The sequence below is a fragment of the Actinoplanes missouriensis 431 genome (genome assembly GCF_000284295.1).
Classification (GTDB): Bacteria; Actinomycetota; Actinomycetes; order Mycobacteriales; family Micromonosporaceae; genus Actinoplanes; species Actinoplanes missouriensis.
On record NC_017093.1, the window covers coordinates 247,755 to 265,362 of the forward strand.

At 68.5% G+C, this 17,608-nt stretch carries 22 protein-coding genes; 8 read left to right on the forward strand and 14 right to left on the reverse strand.

The annotated features are described in order from the left end of the window. Positions 1-109 precede the first annotated feature (109 nt). Positions 110-1,351 carry a cyclic dehypoxanthinyl futalosine synthase gene (mqnC, locus tag AMIS_RS01145; protein WP_014440341.1) on the forward strand — a complete coding sequence of 414 codons (1,242 nt, stop codon included), beginning with the start codon at positions 110-112 and terminating at the stop codon, positions 1,349-1,351. Positions 1,352-1,643: 292 nt separating this feature from the next. Here the strand turns inward: mqnC and AMIS_RS01150 are convergent, their stop codons facing one another. The 3 genes from AMIS_RS01150 to AMIS_RS01160 all read right to left on the reverse strand — a co-directional run bounded on the left by AMIS_RS01150 (position 1,644) and on the right by AMIS_RS01160 (position 3,210). Further along, positions 1,644-1,946: a hypothetical protein gene (locus tag AMIS_RS01150; RefSeq protein WP_157434703.1), complete on the reverse strand. Its 303-nt coding sequence runs from the start codon at positions 1,944-1,946 to the stop codon at positions 1,644-1,646. A 529-nt stretch (positions 1,947-2,475) separates the two neighbouring features. Continuing rightward, complete coding sequence (locus AMIS_RS01155; RefSeq protein WP_014440343.1) at positions 2,476-2,736, reverse strand: winged helix-turn-helix domain-containing protein; 261 nt, start codon at positions 2,734-2,736, stop codon at positions 2,476-2,478. A 234-nt stretch (positions 2,737-2,970) separates the two neighbouring features. Further along, on the reverse strand, positions 2,971-3,210 hold the full coding sequence (locus tag AMIS_RS01160; RefSeq protein ID WP_172666556.1) for a helix-turn-helix domain-containing protein: 240 nt from the start codon (positions 3,208-3,210) through the stop codon (positions 2,971-2,973). Positions 3,211-3,336: 126 nt separating this feature from the next. Between AMIS_RS01160 and AMIS_RS42220 the strand changes: the two genes are divergently transcribed. The 6 genes from AMIS_RS42220 to AMIS_RS01185 all read left to right on the forward strand — a co-directional run bounded on the left by AMIS_RS42220 (position 3,337) and on the right by AMIS_RS01185 (position 8,635). After that, positions 3,337-3,495: a hypothetical protein gene (locus AMIS_RS42220; RefSeq protein WP_014440345.1), complete on the forward strand. Its 159-nt coding sequence runs from the start codon at positions 3,337-3,339 to the stop codon at positions 3,493-3,495. Beyond that, positions 3,492-3,743, forward strand: a complete 252-nt coding sequence (locus AMIS_RS01165) for a hypothetical protein (protein ID WP_041829490.1) — start codon at positions 3,492-3,494, stop codon at positions 3,741-3,743. Before AMIS_RS42220 ends, AMIS_RS01165 begins: the two co-directional genes overlap by 4 nt. Next, positions 3,743-4,843 carry a hypothetical protein gene (locus tag AMIS_RS01170; RefSeq protein ID WP_041829491.1) on the forward strand — a complete coding sequence of 367 codons (1,101 nt, stop codon included), beginning with the start codon at positions 3,743-3,745 and terminating at the stop codon, positions 4,841-4,843. The genes AMIS_RS01165 and AMIS_RS01170 overlap by 1 nt, the downstream gene beginning before the upstream one ends. 38 nt (positions 4,844-4,881) lie before the next feature. After that, a complete protein-coding gene (locus AMIS_RS01175; protein WP_231859202.1) occupies positions 4,882-6,564 on the forward strand; it encodes a helicase HerA domain-containing protein in 1,683 nt (560 codons plus the stop codon). Between the two features lie 9 nt (positions 6,565-6,573). Beyond that, positions 6,574-7,836 carry a helix-turn-helix domain-containing protein gene (locus AMIS_RS01180; protein ID WP_014440349.1) on the forward strand — a complete coding sequence of 421 codons (1,263 nt, stop codon included), beginning with the start codon at positions 6,574-6,576 and terminating at the stop codon, positions 7,834-7,836. Positions 7,837-8,269: 433 nt separating this feature from the next. Further along, positions 8,270-8,635, forward strand: coding sequence for a hypothetical protein (locus AMIS_RS01185; protein WP_014440351.1), 366 nt, complete (start codon positions 8,270-8,272; stop codon positions 8,633-8,635). 269 nt (positions 8,636-8,904) lie between these two features. Here AMIS_RS01185 and AMIS_RS01195 read toward each other — a convergent pair whose 3' ends face one another. Beyond that, on the reverse strand, positions 8,905-9,144 hold the full coding sequence (locus tag AMIS_RS01195; protein ID WP_014440353.1) for a holin: 240 nt from the start codon (positions 9,142-9,144) through the stop codon (positions 8,905-8,907). Between AMIS_RS01195 and AMIS_RS01200 the strand changes: the two genes are divergently transcribed. Beyond that, on the forward strand, positions 9,137-9,376 hold the full coding sequence (locus AMIS_RS01200; protein ID WP_157434704.1) for a hypothetical protein: 240 nt from the start codon (positions 9,137-9,139) through the stop codon (positions 9,374-9,376). The genes AMIS_RS01195 and AMIS_RS01200 overlap by 8 nt on opposite strands. Before the next feature lies 1 nt (position 9,377). On the opposite strand, the gene AMIS_RS01205 is transcribed toward AMIS_RS01200, so the two are convergent. The 10 genes from AMIS_RS01205 to AMIS_RS01250 form a co-directional block, all read right to left on the reverse strand. After that, positions 9,378-9,722 (reverse strand): hypothetical protein, encoded by a 345-nt coding sequence (locus AMIS_RS01205; protein ID WP_014440354.1) that lies wholly within the window; start codon positions 9,720-9,722, stop codon positions 9,378-9,380. Positions 9,723-9,837: 115 nt separating this feature from the next. Beyond that, a complete protein-coding gene (locus AMIS_RS01210; RefSeq protein ID WP_231859203.1) occupies positions 9,838-10,038 on the reverse strand; it encodes a hypothetical protein in 201 nt (66 codons plus the stop codon). A 70-nt stretch (positions 10,039-10,108) separates the two neighbouring features. Then, positions 10,109-10,966 carry a hypothetical protein gene (locus tag AMIS_RS40175; protein WP_014440356.1) on the reverse strand — a complete coding sequence of 286 codons (858 nt, stop codon included), beginning with the start codon at positions 10,964-10,966 and terminating at the stop codon, positions 10,109-10,111. 13 nt (positions 10,967-10,979) lie between these two features. Then, positions 10,980-11,516 (reverse strand): hypothetical protein, encoded by a 537-nt coding sequence (locus tag AMIS_RS01220; RefSeq protein ID WP_014440357.1) that lies wholly within the window; start codon positions 11,514-11,516, stop codon positions 10,980-10,982. A 10-nt stretch (positions 11,517-11,526) separates the two neighbouring features. Further along, complete coding sequence (locus AMIS_RS01225) at positions 11,527-12,240, reverse strand: hypothetical protein (protein WP_014440358.1); 714 nt, start codon at positions 12,238-12,240, stop codon at positions 11,527-11,529. After that, entirely contained in the window at positions 12,240-13,364 is a 1,125-nt protein-coding gene (locus tag AMIS_RS01230) for a DUF5047 domain-containing protein (protein ID WP_014440359.1), read from the reverse strand. The genes AMIS_RS01225 and AMIS_RS01230 overlap by 1 nt, the downstream gene beginning before the upstream one ends. Continuing rightward, the gene (locus tag AMIS_RS01235) at positions 13,361-14,158 is read right to left on the reverse strand and encodes a hypothetical protein (protein ID WP_014440360.1); all 798 of its coding nucleotides are present in this window, start codon (positions 14,156-14,158) and stop codon (positions 13,361-13,363) included. The genes AMIS_RS01230 and AMIS_RS01235 overlap by 4 nt, the downstream gene beginning before the upstream one ends. Further along, on the reverse strand, positions 14,155-16,095 hold the full coding sequence (locus AMIS_RS01240; RefSeq protein ID WP_014440361.1) for a phage tail tape measure protein: 1,941 nt from the start codon (positions 16,093-16,095) through the stop codon (positions 14,155-14,157). Before AMIS_RS01240 ends, AMIS_RS01235 begins: the two co-directional genes overlap by 4 nt. A 167-nt stretch (positions 16,096-16,262) precedes the next feature. After that, a complete protein-coding gene (locus tag AMIS_RS01245; RefSeq protein WP_014440363.1) occupies positions 16,263-16,841 on the reverse strand; it encodes a DUF7426 family protein in 579 nt (192 codons plus the stop codon). Further along, positions 16,841-17,599 carry a phage tail tube protein gene (locus tag AMIS_RS01250; protein ID WP_014440364.1) on the reverse strand — a complete coding sequence of 253 codons (759 nt, stop codon included), beginning with the start codon at positions 17,597-17,599 and terminating at the stop codon, positions 16,841-16,843. The genes AMIS_RS01245 and AMIS_RS01250 overlap by 1 nt, the downstream gene beginning before the upstream one ends. Positions 17,600-17,608 lie beyond the last annotated feature (9 nt).

Below are 17,608 nucleotides of genomic sequence, written 5' to 3' on the forward strand. Positions count from 1 at the left end.
CCCGGCCCGCCGCAGCGGGCCGCGAGCCGAGCCGCTGCGCACCGATCTCGTTGCGAGCGGTGACCCGCGCCGCTGCCGACTCCGCGCGTGGAGTCGTACGCTTCGAGTCGTGACCGCGAATCCGGAGATCGACAGCATCCTGCAGCGCGGCGCCGACGGCGGGCGGATCACGCCCGAGGAGGCGCTGCTCCTCTACACGCAGGCCCCGTTCCACGCGCTGGGCGAGGCGGCCGACGCGGTCCGGCGACGGCGTTACCCGGACGGCATCGTCACGTACCTGATCGACCGGAACATCAACTACACCAACGTCTGCGTCACCGCGTGCAAGTTCTGCGCGTTCTTCCGCGCGCCGAAGCACAAGGAGGGCTGGTCGCACCCGACGGAGGAGATCCTGCGGCGGTGCGGCGAGGCGGTCGACCTCGGCGCCACCCAGGTGATGCTCCAGGGCGGCCACCACCCGGACTACGGCGTGGCGTACTACGAGGACCTCTTCTCCTCGGTGAAGCAGGCGTACCCGCAGCTCGCGATCCACTCGATCGGCCCGAGCGAGATCCTGCACATGGCCAAGGTCGACGGCGTGTCGATCGAGGAGGCGGTGATCCGGATCAAGGCGGCCGGGCTGGACTCGATCGCCGGCGCCGGCGCGGAGATGCTGCCCGAGCGGCCGCGCAAGGCGATCGCCCCGCTCAAGGAGAGCGGCGAGCGCTGGCTCGAGGTGATGGCGGTGGCGCACCGGCACGGCCTCTCCTCGACCGCGACCATGATGATGGGCACCGGCGAGACGAACGCCGAGCGCATCGAGCACATCACGATGATCCGTGGCGTGCAGGACCTGGCGGTGGCGAACGGCTATCGCGACGACGCCGTCGAGAAGGACCACACCGTCGGCGGCTTCCGGGCCTTCATCCCGTGGACGTACCAGCCGGAGAACAACCACCTGAAGGGCCGCACCCAGGCGACCACCGTGGAGTACCTGCGGTTCATCGCGGTCTCCCGGCTGTTCTTCGACAACGTCGCCCACCTGCAGGCGTCCTGGCTCACCACCGGCAAGGACATCGGCCAGCTCTCGCTGCACATGGGCGTCGACGACCTCGGCTCGATCATGCTGGAGGAGAACGTGATCTCCTCGGCCGGCGCCCGGCACCGGTCCAACCTGCAGGGCCTGATCTCGATGATCCGCACCGCCGACCGGATCCCGGCGCAGCGCGACACCTGGTACCGGCACCTCGCCGTGCACCGCACCGCAGCGGAGGACCCGACCGACGAGCGCGTGGTGTCGCACTTCTCCTCGATCGCGATCAAGGGCGGCGGAGCCGGGCGCACGCAGCTGCCGCTCGTGGACGCCTCCTGACCCCTTTGGGGGGTGGTCGTCGGCCGTTCGGCCAGGTTCGGCTAGTCGGACCGGTGAGGGAGGGTTGCTCCTTCGTAACGAGGCCGCCTGTTGCCTGTACCCCGTCTTTGGCGCTGGTTAAGTTGCCTGCGTAAGGCAACGAACACTTATGCGTCGCCAGCCGCGATCAGGTCGGTGACGAGCAGTCGGACCCGACCGATGGCGGTCGTATATATAGAGAAGAAGGCCGAGGCCCCAACGTCGCAGCTCAGCGGCGGTGGGGCCTTCGCTGTGGGGGGCAGGTGGGGGGATCTCAGCTCAACCGGCGCGGGCCGGCCGGGAAAACGAGGACCTCGCCCGTGGTCTCCCGGCCGGCGCCCGGCGGCTGCACCGCCTTCTTGACCTCCAGCGCTCGCGCCATCCGCTCCGTACGCGCGGCCAGCAGCTCGGTGTGCTCATCGAGGTGCGAGAGCTCCGCCTTCAGCCCGGCCATCTCCGCGCGCAGGGCGATGACCTCCTGGCCGCTGCGTCGCGCGTCGCGGATGAACCATCCGGCACAGCCGATGGACAGCGCCTGCGCGAAGAGCAGTGCGGCGACGATCGGCGTTTCGTGCATTTGGCTGAGGCCAGCGGCGATGAACGCCGCGCACGAGACACCGAGTCCGACATAGGCCAGGAAGCTGCGAGGGTGTTGCATCTGGATCTCCGATCACGCCGGTTGGTTCGGTTGTGGCGTAGGAGGCGTGGCTGGCGGACCGCCTCCTGACACTCGCGCGTCAGCGCTGAGCGCCACTTTGTGACCGGCTTCACTCCCGCTAGCCGGCCCCATGGGTTAGAGCTGGCTGGGGTCCTGGCTCTCAGGACGGTCGCGATGCGTTTCACCCATCGACTGCACCGGCCTTGATCTGGCACCGCGCCCTCACTCGGGTGCCCGGCTTCGGTGAGCAGCTGCCCGTGCTGCTTGCGTCGATCTGCATCGTCCCCCCATGATTCGAACAAGTGTTCGAACATCCTAAGCCCTTGATCAAGCCCCCTGCTCGACTTGATCAATCTCAGGTGTCAAGAGGTTACGAGATCAACACGGAAAGTGAAACGTCCGAATCGGACAGTCATGCTGCCGGGTGGCTCAACGAGCAGAAAAAGGATTACTCAGGGAGAACGTCCACCACGAACGTTCCACGGCCCTGACTCCCGATTACCAATCCACGCTCGTCGACGCGGTCCAGGGCGCGCTGAATCGTGCTCACCGAAACGCTGTAGAGAGTTGCCAGCTCACGCAACGTGGGCAGGCGGGAGCCAGGCGGGTACTCCCCGCTGCGGATACGCGCGGAGAGATCATCCGCAATGTCGCGTGATGACGGCGGAACGGGCACGGTGGCGGTTAACTCCCTGGCTGGCCCGGCCATTCGATCACGGGGCGTTAACGGTCATCAAGCGCACACTCGTCCTAGGTCACATAGTGACCTATGCTGCGAGCGGGGCGATCTCCCCTGGCTGGCCCTAGGCGGGGATCGCCCCACCCTGCTGCCCAGCAGGGGCCGGAGCCGACCGGACAGTCCTCCCGCGGCTGCACGAGCGGCTCCGGCGCCAGAACGCAGAAGGGCCCCGACCGGATGCCGGTCGGGGCCCTTCGCTGTTGATTAGTCCTGCGGCGCCTCGCCGCGGTGCGTCCGCTCCGAGGCCTCCAGGAGCCGGCGCACATCAGCCGGATCCGCGGTCCGCTGCTTCCCGCCGGGGCGGTACCGGTACGCGAGCTCGCCGCTATCGAACAAGCGGGACGCCGTCGACCGGGACACGTCCAGCACCGTCGCGACGTCGCCGGCGCGCAGCCACTCGTCGGCGGCCAGGGCGGCGAGCAGCTCGTCGCGACTCCTCGGCATCAACGCTCCCATCTCGTGTGCGCTGATCGTATCGAGCCCACCACGCATGGGCGATCACCCCCGACTGTCCCGTTCCATCAACCATCTCATCTGTCTCAACTGTGTCATGTGTGTCATGATGGCGCCATGACCCTGCTGATGTTGAACGTCGCGCTGGTCCTCGTCGGCCTGCCACTGATCATCGGCGCGATGACCCTCATCGCCGCCGTCTGCGGCTGCCCTGAGCTGCTCCCCGACCCCCGACGGCCCCGCGCCGCCCGAACCCGCACGGCGGTGTGGGCATGAACCTTGACCTGCTCAACCCCACGCTCGTGCTGGCCGGCCCGTTCATCGCCGTCGGTGGGCTCGGCGCCTTCGCGGTTTGGGCGGTGAACGACTTCCCGATGCCAAAGCGCAAGAAGTCCGAGCCGACGAAGACGCAGAGTCCGCGGCCGGCGATCCGGGCCCGGGCCGAGATCGCCACCACAGCCCCGCACGTCAAGGCCATCGAGGGCGAAATCTTGGCCCGGCCCCAGATCGAAGGACACCGGTGATGGCAGCCAACGAGATCACTAGCTGGATCCACCGTCCCGACGTCCTCGTGGCTGGCCTGCTGGTCTCCGTGCTTTTGCTGGTCTGGCTCGGCCGCCGGATCCGCCAGGTCGCGAGGTCGGCCCGGCCCGACGAGCCGCTCTCGAACCTCGCCATGATCGTCGGCCTCGGCTGGTCGTCCGAGGCCGTCTGGGAACTCACTGGCCGGGCCGGTTTCCCGACCAGCCTGCGTCTGCTGATGTTCTTCGTTCTCGAGACCCTGCTCGTGCTCGCGATGATCCGCGCGAAGCGGTCCATGCGCGAGCACGGCCACCCCGGCCGGTCCGGTCGCACCGCGTGGATCGTCGCAACGGCCATGGCGGTCGTCGCCGCCGCGATCTCGTCCTCACTCGCCGAGGGCATCCTCCGCCTGCTGATCCCGCTCCTCGTCACCCTCGCCTGGTGGGACGGCCTCGTTGGCGAGGCAGCCAAGCGAGCGGACGGCGCGAGCAGCTGGCGGTGGACGCCTCGGCGATTTCTACTCTGGCTCGGCGCGATCGAGCCCGGCGAGCGCGACATCGAAACCGTGCATCGCGAGCGACTCACCCAGCAACTGACCCGACTGGAGTTCCACCGCCGGCACGGCACGCGGTGGCAGCGGAGGCGCGCGACCGGGCGTCTCGCACGGCTGTCGCTGGCCGCCGACGACGACATGATCGCCGACGTGAGGCGGCGGGTCGACCGGTCCACCTGGTTCGCGGCACCCGCATCTGCCGCAGACGACACGGTCCCACGACGGGCGACGAGCATCGCCCAGGCCGGGCGCGCTCGAATCGCCCGGGCCCGCCACGGGCGCCGCATTCGCACCGTCCGGCTCACCCACCTCCGCCCCCGGGTCCCAGCAGCTCAGCAGCCGCGTCAGGACGAGCGGGCCGCCCACGAGATCGACTTCGTGATCCGCGCACTGCGGACCGCGGACCCGACTCTCGGCCGGCGGCGCCTGGCGGCACTCGCCGGGACGTCTGAGGCAGCCGTCCGGCGCGCCATCCAGCCCACCAAAGAACCCGAGCGGGAACCGCGCATCAACGGGGAGCGCCCAGAGCTGCAGGAGGTCGGCGCGTAATGGCGATGGGTTCACTGGGCGAGCTGGCGTACCGGTACGTGACCGGTCGGCCGCTGGACGGCCGGGACGGATACCCGTACCTCCGGCCCGGTGCCGGCCGGTGGTCCGGCTGGAAACGGCAGGCATACCGCCTCGGCACGCCCGCCCTGGCGGCGCTCACCGTCGTTGAGCCGCACCAAGGGATCGGTGTAGCCGCGACGGCCGGTGCGGTTGCGGCCTGGAGTGGGCGTCGGCAGATGACACGCCGGCGCTTCCGCCGTGCGTACATCGACCCGACCCTGACCGCCATCCGCACACCGCTCGGCCTCGAGACCGGGGTGACGCTGCACGTCGACCCGGGCCTGGGCAACCTCACGCCACGGCTCGCCACTCCGCTGTCTCCGGCGGAGCTCGCCGCGCGGCAGTGGTACGGCCAGCGGATCGAGCCCGTTCTGCGGTGGCTTCCGGATCGGACGCAGCGCTGCGCGTGGGCGGTGCAGCGGTGGGTCCGGCCCGCGACCACCAAGCTCGACGTCTTCCGGCGGCCCGGCACCGAGCAGATCGGTCCGCACATCGAACTGACCGCGCAGACGCCGTACCTCACCCAGGAGCAGCGGGCACTCGTCTCGTCGATCATCAACAGCAAGATTCCAGTCTCTGACCTGGTCGAGTCCTGGAATCAGGTAGGAGCGCAGGTGAAGGCACGTTGGACGGTTCGTAAGCGCCCGCCAGGCGACGTCGGTTACGACCACGTCATCGCCCGGATCGATTCACTGGCCGAGTGGGAGTTCTACATTGGTGAGGCGGCCGGCGGTAGGCCGTACACCATCTCGCTGAAGGACGACTCACCACACATCGCAGTCAGCGCCGGGTCGGGCGCCGGCAAGAGCGTGTTGGCCCAGCTGATCGCGGTGCAGGTGCTACGCCGCGGTGGCCGCGTCATCATCCTCGATCGCAAGGGCTCGCACCGATGGGCTCTCGGCGTGGACGGCGTGGACTACTGCACGAAGCCGCACCAGATGCACGCTGCACTCATCCGCGAGGCCGAAGACGCCGACGTCCGCAACGACCTGGCGCTGCACGAGGCAGACGACTGGGACCCGGGCGAACGCACGCTGGTGATCTGCGAGGAGCTCAACGCCACGATTGGCCAGCTGACCAACTACTGGGCCGAGGTGCGCGAGAAGTCGGATCCGAAGAAGTCGCCAGCCGTCACCGCGCTCGCCGAGCTGCTCTTCATGGGCCGGGCCGCGAAGAAGAACGTGCTCGCGATTGCGCAGATGCTGACTGCCCGAGCGATCGGCGGGCCGGAAGCGCGCGAGAACTTCGGGGTGCGCTGCCTCGCCAGATACACGGTCAACGCCTGGAAGATGCTCGTGCCAGAGGCTGCGATGCCGAAGTCATCTCGGACGCTCGGCCGGTGGCAGGTCGTCATCGGCGGTGTCGCGACAGAGGTTCAGGTCGCGTACCTGAACACCATGCAGGCACGTGCGCTCGCCAAGCCTGCGGATGGCCCTGATAGCGCGCTGAGCAGCGATGTCCCCGAGGACAGGGACATGTTGACCTTGCGGGACGCCTCAGACGCTGGCGTGATCCCGTGGGGGTATGAGGCGGCGAAGAAGCGGCTGCAGCGCAACGTGGGCGCCGTGCCCGCTCCGCGTGGGAAGAAGGGCAACGCGGACCTGTACACGCGCGGTGATCTCGTGACCTGGGCGGAAAGCGGTAAGACGTCGGTTGGATGATCGGCGTCAATGTCTACCCGTTTGGCTTACCTGGATCAGGTGGCCTGCAGCGTTGTGGCTCATGACGACGTACCGTCGATGTTGGCGGCCGGTTGTAGCGGCCGGCCGCCGCACCCTGACCGCTACCAGGGAGCCGCCATGTCCGAGATCGGTGACCGCATCTTCGAACTGCGCAACGAGCGCACCCCCCGGCTGACCCAGCAGGATCTCGCCGATCGTGCCGGCGTATCCCTCGATCTGGTCAAGAAGATCGAGCAGGGCGTGAAGCCCGGATCGCTGCCGTATCTGACCAAGATCGCCAAGGCACTCGACGTCGATCTGGGTGTGCTCGTGGGGAAGCCGACCCACCTCGAATCCGTGCCGGATGCCGGCGGCATCCTCGCCCTGCGCCGAGCGCTCACCCCGGTCGTCGACGACGGCGGTGAACCTGCTTCCGTCGACGAGCTCCGCGCCTCCGTGCGCCAGGCGTGGGCCGCTTACTGGTCCGGCAACTACGATCTCATCGCGACGTTCCTGCCGCAGGTGATCAGCGACGCTCGGCGGATCGGTGCTGCGGATCTGCATGCCGAGTCGAGCCAGCTAGCAGCCTCCACGCTCGTCCATCTCGGTCACCCCGATCTGTCGCTGGTAGCTGCCGACCGCGCCCTGGACGTCGCCGAGGACCGGAATCTGCACGCCGCAGTGGTCGGCACCCGGAGCTGGGTGTTGCTCAACCAGGCGCGAGCAGACGACGCCGCGGCGATCGCGGTCCGCGAGGCCGACGAGATCGAGCCGAACCGCAAGGCCGCACCGGAGGCGGTGAGCATGTGGGGCAACCTGCTGGTGACCGGCGCGACCGCCGCGGCTCGGGCCGGCAACGACGACGAGGCCCGCGATCTACTGCAGGTGGCGCACGGCGCGGCGGTCCGGCTCGGCGAGGACCGCAACGACTTCAACACCACGTTCGGCGTCACCCAGGTGGTTATGCAGCGCGTCGACGCAGCCGTGGTGGCCGGCGACTTCGCGCGCGCCCTGGACGTCGCCCGGGAGATGCCGCAACACAATCCGATGCCGCTCGCCGCACGGTCTCGACACAAGACCGACCTGGCACATGCACACGCTGGCCTGGGCCGGTACGCCGACGCTGAGCGGATCTTGCTGGAGATCGAGCAGGACGCCGGGCAGTGGATGCGGTATCAGCCGTTCCCGCGAGCGGTGGTCGGTTCACTGCTGAACGGCCGGCGCGCGTCGCCGAAGCTGCGCGGCCTGGCCCGGAGGCTAGGGGTGCGGTAGGACGCTCCGTCCCCCCTGCCAAGATCGCTCTGGGCAAAGGGGTATCTGCCGTCCCTTCACTATCTGTTAGCCCGCCATCACTCTAGATCGCAGCGGTGGCGGGCCGGCGTCGACTGGACATCTTCAGCGGCCCGCCGCCGCGCACCGCGGCGGCGGGCGCTCCCTGGCTGGCACCAGGACGGCTCGCCGCCGCCCAGAACCCCGGATCGGCTCGGCGAGCGGAGGCGAGGAACGTGACCAGGCGGCAGCAGTACCCGATCGAGCACGGACGTCGACGGCTCTGGCGGCGCGGCAGACCATGGAAGGTCGGCTGCCGCTGCGGCGTCGACGCCTATCCGTGCCCGGCTGAACGCCAGCGCGTTCGATGCGCTCGGCCCTCCGAGCCGATCCGGAGCTTTGGGCGGCGACCCGTCAACGCGGGCAGGTGGCGGTGATGCGCAGGGACTACCCGGCAGGCGTTGTGCTCCACGCACCGCACTGCGTCGAGGGCGGCAACTCCCCCGCTCTGCCGATCGACGCGGCATACGAGGCGTACCCCTCACACCAGCTGCACTTTTGCTTCGGCGGCATGGTCCCAGCAGGGCTCATGGACATGCACACCCTGCAAGAGATCATGCCGTTCGTCGTCGTGGAGCAGATCCAGTACGGACCTCACGACTACGTGCAGTCGGAGAAGTGGCCAGCGGATGCGGTCCGGCCGCTGTGCGGGAAGTGCCAGGGCACGCACGAGGCTGCCCGGGTCCAGGCCCCGACACCTGCCGGCCTTCCGCAGCGGCCGAAACTCGATCATCAGTCGTGACAGTGATCCACCTGATGGGTCGCGCAGAAATCCGAAGCAGGCTAGGGCTCAGCCGGGCCCGGATTTACCAGCTCACCCAACGCCCCGACTTCCCGAAGCCGTGCGCGGAGCTGCTGGGAGGCGGAATCTGGCTGGCTGACGATGTTGAGGCGTGGATCCGTCAGTACCGGCCTGAGCTGGCCGAGGGTCCCGACGCCTTCTGACCCAGGACGCATAAAAGCCCCGCTCTCCTGCAGGAGGGCGGGGCTTTTATGTGAGGAGGGCTGAGATCAGCGGTCGGCCGTGGCGCTGGTCGGCAGCAGGCTCGGGTCCGTGCTGTCGCCGACCGTGGTGCTCACGATCGACGTCAGCACCGACAGCACCGCGGCGCCACCCGCGATACCGGCCGCCCCGAGCGGGTCGACGTCGAACAGGTTGAAGGCGTCGCCGCCCCAGAGCAGCAGGAGCGCCTGGGCGGAAGACTTGACCGCGCGCTCACCGGTAGCCAGCCAGAACACTTTCTTGAACATCGATGCTCCCAACTTTGTCGTACACGTGTTCGATAATCAGGGGATGGGCATGCAGAACGGCACCTTGGACCAGGCGACGAACAGATGGATTCAGGACGAAGCGGATAAGCACTACAACGGGGATTGGGGCCGTGCGGCAGCAGCCATCCTGGAAGCGGCACACGCCCGAGCAGCTCACCCAGAAGACCAGTGGGCGGAGCTCGACTCGCGGGTCAAGAGCCGCGCGAAGTAGGTCAGCCGCACGTCTCCTGCGGTGACGGGGGTACCGGGTTCAGGCGGCGCTGCTCGTCCGCCTGGGCCCGGGCCATGTTGTACCGGCGGATCTCCGACAGCGCAGCGTCCGGCTGATCAGCAACCACCCGGAGCAGCTCGTCGAGCGCCTGGCGGTCCGCCTCCGCCGCCTCCGCCCGCGCCCGGGTGCTCGAGTTCGCCGACTCGTTGTACCGGGCCTGGCACGAGGTCATCTGGACCTGCCGAACGCCGATCATCACCGACAGGAGCAGGGCAACGGCCGCCATCAGACGCCAGGCGATGTCGGCAGGCCGCGAAGTCAGCCAGCGTGCAACGGCTGTGGTCATCGGTCGTGGTCTCCTCGGTCTCGGGTAGCCCGCCGCCAGATCAGCGGTCGAGCAGCGAGACCGAGGGCCCCGCACGTAACGATGGACAGGGCGGCCTGGAGTCCGTACAGCATGGTCACGTCTGTGCCCCGTCCCGAGGCTCGGCAGACGCACCGGGGGACGGGCTTTCGCTACCGCCTCCGCTGCGGCCGATCGCCGGCGGCGCGAGCGCGAGCACCAGGCCGGCCGGGACGCCCAGGAGGATCGCGTCGGGGAGCTGGCCGCGCACGAGTGAAACGATCACGACGGCGAGCCAGGCCCCGAGTCCGGTGATCATGGTCAGATTCCGGAGCCAGGCCGGCACGTGATCAGCCCCCGTTGGCCGCAGATGGATGGGTCAGGTGGTGCTACGCCGCGGCGAGACGCTCGCCGAGCGCGTCGACGACGTCCTGGGCGATGCCGTCCGGGATCCCCGCGGCGATCCGCTCCGGCGTGAGACCGGCCAGCACGGCGTCCACGATCGCGTCCTCGTCGACCAGGTCCTTGCCGCCGAGCGCGGCCACCTGCTTGGCGAGTGCGCCGATCGCGGCGAGGATGCGGGCCCGCTCGGGCGAGCCGTACGCGTCGACGTTGCTCCAGCGCTGCCAGTTCGGGGTCTTTCCCGTGCCGGGGTTGACGTTGACCTTCAGATCTCCGACCGCCTTGGCGAAGTCGGGCAGGGCGTCCTTGAGCTCGGCCTTGACCGCAGCCCTCAGCTGTTCCGGTGTCACGTCGTCCTCCTCTACGCCCCACGGGCGCGTATCGCTCTCGGTCCTGGTCAGATACCGCGCGCTGATGTGCGCGTGATCGAAGTGCTTGGACGCGCCGGAGTACGTGCGCCACTCGGACCAGCCCCACGAACGGGAGATGATCCGGCCGCGCCAGATGATGTACTGCAGCCGGCCGTAGACGTCCGGACTTGCGTACTCGATGCGTTCCTGGGCGGCGATGTGCTGAATCCGCCGGTCGAACCAGCCACCGGCTTCCCGGCCCGAACCGTCCGGCCACGGCCCATCACTGTCGACATCTACCGCGTGGACCTCGTTCTTGTCGTCTGCGTCGTGATCACGCAGAACGTCGGAGTCCTCGTCCGGGGTGTGATCCGACGACGAGGTATGCGACGAGTCACCGATCGCACCATCGGCGCCCTTGTCCCTGCGCGGGGCGACTGAGTTGAACTCGTCGCGCAGCTTGACCAGGCACGGCACCAGCATCCAGTCAGCCATATCGGCCCTCCGATCAGTAGGTAGGTGCGCCAGGGCAGTCGTCGTACGCGCCCGCTTGCCGGACCACCATCTCGAACGGACCGGAGGCGAAGCCTTTGAAGGCGGCCGTGCCGGCGCTGACGGTCCCACGGAACACGATCCCGACGGTCGCAGCCGTGAACGTCGGCGCGGTGCGGAAACTGCAGCGGAATTCATAGAAACGGGCGCCCGTGGCTGGGAGACCCTGGCGGCCGTAGTCGACGAGGATCGAGCTATCGGGCCGCCGGATCTGCGGGAGGAAATCGAGCGCGGCCGAGGTGGAGACCTGGGAGCGCACGGTCACGTCGTAGGCCCATCCGGGCCGCAGCGCGGTGGCTGCGGTGCAGATGGTCTGGCCTGCGGTTGTGACCGTTTGGACGGTGCCGGTGTTGCTGTAGTAGCCCACGACCCGCCCGACGTCCCGGATGGCTGCCTCAGCAGCCTCGGCGAGGGACTGGCTCAAGAGAGGGCCGTTGGGCGGATCGTCGTCCTCTTGATACGGCAGGCCGTAGATCGGGGTGCTGTCGACCATCGGGTGCTCCTCACAGGGCCATGGCGGTGATGTTGCGGTTTTCGAAGTTGGCCTGCACGGCACCGCCGCGCCGGCGGTACATCGCTGTGATGGTGGTGAGGCCTGGGGTTAGCCCTTCGAGCAGGACGAGCCGCCCTGCGGCGCCCGTCGTACCGAAGGTGACAGCGCTGGAGGAGACGAGGATGTTGCCGGACACGACATACGCACGAGAGGACGCTGCGCCGAGGGTGTTCGCTCCACTGAGCGCGAAACCCATATCGCCACCGGCAATGATCGTGTTCGCGGCAGCGGTTGTGCCCTGAGCTGAGATCTCTGCAGCAAGGAACACCATCAATCGCCCGCTCTTGCCCACGACGATGGAGACCACCGGTCCGCTGCCCGCCTTGAATGAGGTGCTGGTGAAGCTCTCCAGGCCGGTAACGGATGCCGACTGGGTGCGCAGCGAGGACAGCGCGGATACCGCCTCGGGACTGCCCGGGATCGTGAACCGGCCGAGGATGCCCCACGTGTTGCCCGAGACGAGGATGCTGACCACGTCGCCGATGTTCAGGATCGCCGCTTCGCTCGTGTTCAGGATCGACAGGTTCGCCATCACGGTTTCGTCGACGGCCACCAGGTTTTCGGCCGTCTCCTGGTTCCAGGACATCACCACGCCCTGGCGGAACTGGACGCCCGGCCCGGCGTCCGGCGGCCTCAGCAGCTCCACCAGCTCGTCGTCGGCCATCAGGTCTCTCCGATCGTGATCAGGGTTTGCTCCCGGGTGGTGGCCTGCATCGACTCGTCGACGGTGAGCGGGATGGTGAGGGTATCGATCACGTGCGTCTCCGTCTGGCCGCCGTCGACCTCGATCGCCACCGGGTCGTCTGGCTCGATCGCGGGGTTGACAATGGAGCGGAAGTCCACGTTGTACGGGAGCCCCAGCGCGCGTTTCAGGAGTGTCCGCGCGGCCGCCGTTGCGGCGGCGTTGCTGGTCAGCAGCGGGCTCGAAAACGTCCGGTGCACCCGCCCGAACGGCCCACCCCACCTCGTCGGTGACGTCGCGCCGGCATCGACAGCCAGACCGCGTGCTGGCGCGGTCGTGTCGAGGCCCTCGCCCTTGGCCAGGACGCCGTTATAGGTGCCGACCCGGGACAGGCTTCGGGAGGCCTCGACCAGCACGCCACCCTCGCCCTGAGCCACCGTCCACACCGGTGTGGCAGTGCTCGGCAGGTCGGAGATCTTCAAGACGCCGCGGTGGTCGAAATACCAGCGCTTCCCCAACCCGGTGATCAGCTCGTCGACGAATCCGTACCGGTCCTCCTCCACGGCCACGGTGCGACCGATCGGAGCGTTGGCCACCGTGGGCTCGTCCCACTCGATCACCGCAGCCGGGTACGCCTCGGTGACCAGCTGGGCCACCACGGACGCGTTGGTCCGGGCCGCCCCGAACTGCACAGGCGAGGTGAGCTTGCTGTCGACGATCGCGGCCATGCGGTCCACGGCCGTGACCTCTATCGGCCCGTTCGGCGGGACGTCCTGCTCGATGGTGTTGATTCGGTGGTAGCCCAGCGACACCCACTCCACCGCGCCGTTGCCGTAGGCGATCCCGCGCTCCACGAAAACTTCGTTGCCGTACGGGGTGAGCAGGTCCGACCCGTACTGGGGCCACAGCCCGGTGCCGTCGATCTCCAGGCTGAGCTGCGACCGGAGCGCCTGACCGGAGTCAAGGCGGACCTCGCCGTCGATGATCCGGACCTCGGTGCCGATCGGGGTGACTCCGGTCTGCCCGGGTGTGACGACCCAGGCCCGGACCACCGCGGTGTGCGATCCGGTGAGCGTCCGCAGGAACTTGTCGCTGACGGGTCTCACGGGACGATCACCGTCTCGGGATCTGCCACGTACGCGGCGACATCCGCCCATGTCGCGAACGTGGCAATAACGTCTGCCCAGGTGCCGAACTCGGCGAGCAGCGTGGCCCACGTGGCGGCAGCGCCGACCACGTCCGGGCCGGGCGCCGCCCGCTCCGACATGGGCAACGACCACACGCGCCGCCGATCACCCGGCAGCTGGGAGAGTCGGCGATGGCTGCTGGTGCCGACCTTCACGTATCCGGTCGGCACGTCACCGTCGTAGGTCGGCGGCACCTGCAGATAGAGCACATCGCCGAGTGCCAGCATCAGCTCCAGCGCGCGGGTATCGCCGGGGTCGTCGGTGCGGACCTCCAGCTCCCACTCGCGTGGACCGCGGACCTCGGCGACCTCCACGGGAAGGCTGCGGCCCTTAATCGCGAACGATCCCGAGCGGGTCGGCTGGCTAATCGCGGGCGCAGTCCGCACCGTCACGGCCCGGTTGAGGAACGGCCGGGCCACGCTTTTGAGCCACACCCGGTCGATCACTGCGGTGATGACGGCCGTCTCTGTGGAGACCAGCACGTTGCCGCTGGTGTAGCCACGCACGCGATAGGTGACCGGCTTCCCAGGCGGGAACTCGTAGTCGTCGAGAGCCACGGCGCCGGCGGCCGGGGCACGGCGGCCGCCGCCGCGCACGGTCGTCCACCGCCAGCCCGTGAGGCTACGGTCGATGACCGCGTATGCCACCGTGCCGACGACCGTGGCGGAGAGTCGTACGCGGGCCACCGCATCGTCGTAGGTGAGGGTGATCATCGACGCCTCCCCGTCGGCTGCGGCACCATCTTGGTCCGAGGACCTGCTTTCCTTGCCGTCTTGGCGTTCGACTTCTTGATCCGCACGTCGACGAGGTCCTCGATCTCTCGGGTGCCTAGGTAGACGTGCACCTCGATGGGCTGGCCGTTGCGGTCGGTGCCGTCCTGCCGGGCCTCGCGGACCAGGTTGTTGAGCTTGGACAGCGGCATGACCGCCTCGTCCTCGCGGCCTTCACCGACGATCGTGAGCCGGCCGCCGCGGGTCTTCGGGACCACGGCGCCTTTGGCGAGCATCGGAATGTTGGGCGTGTTGAGCGTGACGGACGGGATGCCCATGCCCAGGATCGATCCGCCGCCCAGCGTCAAGCTGAAGTTGTTCCACCGGCCGATCACCCAGTTGATCGCCGACCGGAACGCGGATTTCAGCCCGTCGAACGCGCCGCTGAGCGCGCTACGGAGCCGCCCTGGGAGCGCCTGGAACCAGTCGAGCGCCTGATTGCCCTTGTTGATGATCCCGTTCCAGGCACCCAAGATCCATTTCTGCCACAGGGTGTCCCGGAACCAGGAGCCCACCGCGCTCGCGGCCGATTTGATGCCGCCCCAGGCCGCTTTCCACATCTTCGAGAAGATGTCGGTCTGGCTGGCGATCAGTACGATGCCGGCCACCAGCGCGGCGATCGCGAGCACCACCAGGCCGATCGGGTTCATCGACAGCACCAGGTTCAGCGCGGTCTGCGCGATCGTCCAGAGCTTGACCACGCCGATGACCGTGCCGATGACCAGCGCGAGGGTGCCGAGAACCGCGGCGGCCGGCCCGACGACGGCAGAGTGCCGGTCGATCCAGCCCACCAGGGACTCGATGTACGGGATCGCCTGGCCGATCTTCTCCACCAGCGCGGCCTGCGCGCTCCGCTTGAACGACTCCAGGCGCTGGCTGGCGGACTGCTCCAGCGTCTCGCCCATCTTGTCCGCGGCACCGGACACGTCGCCCATCGACTTTGCGGCCGTGTCCAGGTCGAGCGCCAGCAGCGCACCGCCGAGGTTCTCACCGGGACCGCCGAAGAGGCCTTGGATGGCCTGCTGCGTGGTGGTGGATTCCGGGCCGAGCTCGCGCAGCTTGTCGAGCACCATCTGGAACGCGGCCTGCGCCTTCGGCCCGCCGGCGGCGATTCCGGAGGCCACGGTGTCGGCGTTCAGGCCGAGCGTGGCGAGGGCGTCGGAGGTGGTCTTGCTGCCGTCGACCGCGCGCAGCGAGAACTCTTTGACCGCGTCGGCGACGGAGTCCGCGTCACGGGCGCCGGCCTTCAGCCCCTGGGAGAGCAGGCCCGTGGCGGTTGTTCCGTCGATGCCCATCTTCTGGAACTGGACGGAGTACTCCGAGAACGTATCGAGCAGGTCGCCAGCGTGGTCACCGGTCTGCTGGAAACCGCGGGTGAGGATGTCGAACGCCTCGGCGCTGTCCTTGGCCAGGCCGGTGCGGACCATCTGGCCGGCGGCCCGGGCGGTCTGGGTCACGTCCTGCCCGAACGTATCGGCCAAGGCCTGCGCCTTGAGCGTGACGGACTCGATCTCAGCGTTCGTCGCGTCCTCGTCCAGCAAGCCGGACCCGAGGACACCACGCAGCGTCTCGTTGACCGCTTCCAGGGACTCGCCGAAACCCCTGCCGTAGACGTTTCCCGCGATCTCGCCCATGTCGGCGGCGTACTGAGCGTCCCCACCCAGCTGAGCGGACAGTTTCGCCTTGGCCTTGTCCGCATCGAGGGCACCGACCAGGCCGGCGCCGATTCCGGCGGCGAGCGCCCCACCGATCAGCGGCCCGTACTCGCGGGCCTTCTCCCCTGCGGCCTGGAGCTTGTCCTGGGCGCTGGCCAGGCCGCGGGCAAGAGCGGTGTCGTCCGCGCGGAGGTAGGTGACCAGCTCGCCAAGTTTCAGGGCCATGGGCTGGTCGCCTCCGAGCTATTCAGGTGGATTGAGCGCGCGGCTGAGCCGTGACTTGGTGAGGACCAGGCCCTCGATGCGGATTTGCAGCCACCGCCACGACCGGCGCCGCATCAGCGCCCGGTCGTCGACGTCGATGCCGTACTCGGAGTGCAGGTCAGCGACGATCAGGTCCCACTGTTCGAGGACCTCTGTCCACGTCCGCCCCTCGCCCGCCTGTTCCTCGATGAGCCGTTCCGGGATCTCGTAGTACTCGAAGAGCCCGGTTTCGGGGTCTCGGCGGCCGCGGCCGTATTGGTCCGCCCAGCTGCCCGGCGCTCCGCCCTGTTCGCCGGGCCCGGCGCTTCCCCCGGACGACCACCCGATTTCCAGTACCGCTCGGCCTCGTCCTCGTCCCGCACGATCCAGAGGTAGGCGACCCGACCGCAGAACTTGATGTGCTCGTGGAGGACCCCGTCGGCGACCATCAGGTCGTAGGCCGTGCTGAGGGTGCGCTGTTCCAAGGTCCGGATCCCTTTGCCGAGCTGGGGAAGCTCGTTCTCGATGGAATCGAAGACCTCTTGCAGCTCCTCTGGCGCAGTTGCCGTGCGGAGTCGTCCGGTGACCTCGGCCAGCATCTGGCACCACAGCCCGAGCTCGGCTGAAGCGGGCGGGATCACATACTCGCGCTCGACGCCGTGGCGGTCCGGCACGGCGAGCGTGAGCTCAGGGTTGAAGTACTCGCGAAGCCCGGAGAGCTTGGCCATCAGGAGACCACGAAGTCATTCGTCGTACCCGCGGTCTCAGCGGTGCCGGCCGGGGTCGTGACGGTGACGTCCTTCGAGCCTGCGGTGAGCGCCGGCTTGGTCGCGACGATGTGCCCATCGTGGATCACCGTGAAGTTGGGCGCCGCCGTGCCCCCGAAGCTCACCGCCGTGGTGCCGGTGAAGTGCCCGCCGTAGATGTTGACCAGGCCGCCCGCTGCGGTGCCGCCTGCGGCCGGGCTGAGGCTGGTCACGACCGGGGTCATGTCCGCATTCGGGTTGTCGATCACGCTTTGCGGGCCCTGGCCCTGGAGGACCAGGGACACGATGTCGAGGGCCTCGGGGCCACCGCCGTCCGGCGGGAACGCCTTGACGAAGACCGTGCCCTCTTTGCTGTTGCCGTCGTCGAGGCCTTCCTTGTCGTACCAGCGCACCGCGAACTCGCCGAGGTGGGTGGCCTGCTTGCCGGCCTCGTACTTGTCGCGGAGGAACCGGTGGACCGGGTGCACTGCGGTGCCGGCCGCGTTCTTGGAGAAGAAGATCTTCGCTTCGATCCGCCAGCTGACCCCGGTTCCGGTCTCGCGGTAGAAGCCGTTGTCCTCGTGGGTCTCGTCGGCCTCGGTTCGAATCTCTTCGACGAGGGTCACTTCCTGCTTGCCGATCAGCTCCTGCCAGCTGCGGGCTTCCCAGGTGCCGGTGTTGAGGTCGATGCGGTATCGCCTGGCGAGCGCGGTGACTCGGGTGGTGGGTGTGGCGGCCATGAGGTCCTC